The organism is Halolamina pelagica, from assembly GCF_900115675.1.
In the GTDB taxonomy this organism is placed as follows: domain Archaea; phylum Halobacteriota; class Halobacteria; order Halobacteriales; family Haloferacaceae; genus Halolamina; species Halolamina pelagica.
Genome location: NZ_FOXI01000036.1, coordinates 1 through 2,775 on the forward strand (window position 1 = coordinate 1; position 2,775 = coordinate 2,775).

Below are 2,775 nucleotides of genomic sequence, written 5' to 3' on the forward strand. Positions count from 1 at the left end.
GCGACGCTCGCGCCCAAGCTCCGCCAGGGCATCACGACCGAAATTCTGGGCCAGGACGGCTTCTCGATGGCCCCCATGCACCGCGAGGGCGGCGCCGAGGAGTGGGCGAAACAGCTCGGCGCCCTCGCGGGTCGCGTGGACGTGGACTGGACCTGGGGGAGCGTCGAGGAGTACTTCCAGGCCGTCGAGGAGAACGGGGTAGCGCCGAACGTCGGCCTGCTGGCCGGCCACGGGACGGTGCGGTTCAACGTCCTGGGGATGGCCGACCGCGCGCCCACCGACGACGAACTGGCCGAGATGGGCGACCTCGTCACCGAGGCACTCGAGGACGGCGCGCTCGGCTTCTCGACGGGGCTCATCTACACGCCCTGCACCTACGCCGACACCCGCGAGGTCGGGGAGCTGGCCGCCCGGCTCGCGCCCTACGGCCGGCCGTTCGTCGCGCACGTCCGGAGCGAAGGACGATGGATCTGGGAGGCTCTGGACGAGTACGTCGACATCGGGGCCGACGAGGGCATCCCGCTGCACCTCTCGCACTTCAAGGTCGCCGGCGGCGCCCAGCACGGCAAGGCCGACCGGGCGACCCAACTCGTGGAAACGGCCCGCGAGCGCGGCGTCGACATGGCCGCCGAGCAGTACCCCTACACCGCGGGCAGCACGATGCTCTCCGCCGTCCTCCCCCCGTGGGTCCACGCCGACGGCCCCGACGCCACCCTCGAAACCCTGCGGGACGACGACGCCCGGGAGCGCATCCGCAAAGACATCGAGCAGTGGCGCATCGACGGCTGGGAGAACATCGGCGCGCTCGCCGGGTGGGACAACGTCGTCATCGCGAACGTAGAGTCGAGCGAGAACGAGGACGTCGAGGGCGAGAGCGTCGCCGCCGTCGCCGCCGAGCGCGGCACCCACCCGGTCGAGGCGGTCTGCGACCTGCTCGTTGAGGAGGAACTCGGCGTCAGCATGGTGCTCCACCTGCTCGCGGAGGACGACGTGCGGACGATCATGGCCGACGAGCGGGTCTGCATCGCCACGGACGGGCTCTTCGGCGGTAAGCCCCACCCGCGCGTCTACGGGACGTATCCGCGCGTTCTCGGCCACTACGTGCGCGAGGAGAACCTGCTGACCCTGGAGGAGGCGGTCAGGAAGATGACCTCGCTGCCGGCTCGCGGGATGGGTCTCACCAGGAAGGGCGTCCTCCGTCCCGGGATGGACGCGGACCTGGTCGTCTTCGACCCGGACACCGTCGAGAGCCGCGCGACGTTCGAGAAGCCCCGGCGGTTCCCCCGCGGCATCGACCACGTCGTCGTCAACGGCGAACCCGCGGTCCAGGACGGCGAGACCACTGGACAGCTCCCCGGCGAGGCGATCCGGAAGTAGCGGCGGTCGAACGAGACGTTCTCAGACCCGGATCGCTTCGCCCGGTGTCTCCCCCGTCGGCTCACCGTCGCGGACGACGAACTGCCCGTCGACCAGGACGTGGGGCATTCCCTTCGGCGGCTGGCGGGGGTTGTCGAACGTGGCCGGCGAGCTGACCGTCGCCGGGTCGAACACCACGAGGTCGGCGTCCATCCCCGGTCTGAGTATCCCTTTCCGGTCGAGTCCCATCGCCCGCGTCGGAAGCGAGGTCATCTTCCGGACGGCTTCTTCCAGGCTGAGGTGGTTCTCTTCGCGCACGTAGGTCCCCAGAATTCGCGGGTAGGTGCCGTACGTCCGGGGGTGCGGGAACGCGCCGAAGAGGCCGTCGGTCGCCACGCCGACTCGCTCGTTGGCCATGATCTCGCGCACGTCGGACTCGGCGATGGTGTGGAGGATCATCGCCGGGGAGAGCTTCTCGGCGACTAGCACGTCGCACACGGTCTCGACGGGGTGCTGGTCCCGGTCGGCAGCGATGGCCGCCACCGACTCGCCCTCGTACTGGCGCCAGGGCTCGGTGTCGAGGTTCCGGACAACGATGTTCTCCCAGCCCGAGCGGGCGCCCTGGTTCTCCCAGCCGTCGATGCGCCACTGCTCGATGTCTTTGCGGATGCGCTCGCGGGACTCCTCGTCCTGGAGGGTCTCCAGGACCGCCTCCGGTCCCTCGGCGTGCACCCACGGGGGGAGGACGGCAGAGAGCAGCGTGTTCCCGGCGGTGTAGGGGTACTGCTCGGCGGCCATGTCGACGCCGCGCTCGCGGGCGGCCTCGATGAGCTGGTTGCCGCGCCCAGCCTTTCCCTGCTGCATGGTGCCGGACATCTTGTAGTGCGAGAGGTGGAGCGGAATCTCCTCCTCGGCGCCGATGTCGACGAACTCGTCCAGGGCCTCCCAGATCCAGCGGCCCTCACTCCGGATGTGGGCGACGAACGGCCGACCGTACGGGGCGAGGCGGGCCGCGAGTTGCTGGACTTCCTCGGTCGAGGCGTTGACCTGCGGCGAGTAGACCAGTCCCGTGGAGAAGCCGACCGCACCGGCGTCGAGAGCATCGTCGACCAGCTCGGCCATCTCCGCGAGCTCGTCGTCGGTGGGCTCACAGTCGGCCATTCCCAGGACGTTGAACCGCACCGTCCCGTGGCCCACGAGCGTGGCCACGTTCGAGGCGATGCCGTTGGCCTCGACGGCCTCGAGGTAGGCGTCGGTGTCCCCCCACGTCCAGTCCACGTCCACGTCGCCGGCCAGGCCAGAGAGGTGCTGAGCCCACTCCTCAGCGCCGCCCTCGCGGTGCATGGGGGCCATCGAGAAGCCGTCCTGGCCCAGAATTTCGGTCGTGATGCCCTGGCGGAGCTTGGGCGCGAGCGTCGC

The 2,775-nt window shown here is 70.1% G+C and carries 2 protein-coding genes; one reads left to right on the top strand and one right to left on the bottom strand.

Annotated elements, in window-relative coordinates; all coding sequences use genetic code 11:
• A partial coding sequence (locus BMZ83_RS16005) for an N-acyl-D-amino-acid deacylase family protein (RefSeq protein ID WP_074880988.1) occupies window positions 1-1,377 on the top strand: 1,377 nt, incomplete at its 5' end.
• A gap of 21 nt (window positions 1,378-1,398) precedes the next feature.
• On the opposite strand, the gene BMZ83_RS16010 is transcribed toward BMZ83_RS16005, so the two are convergent.
• Window positions 1,399-2,775: N-acyl-D-amino-acid deacylase family protein (locus tag BMZ83_RS16010; protein ID WP_074880991.1), on the bottom strand; the 1,377-nt coding region annotated here is incomplete at its 5' end.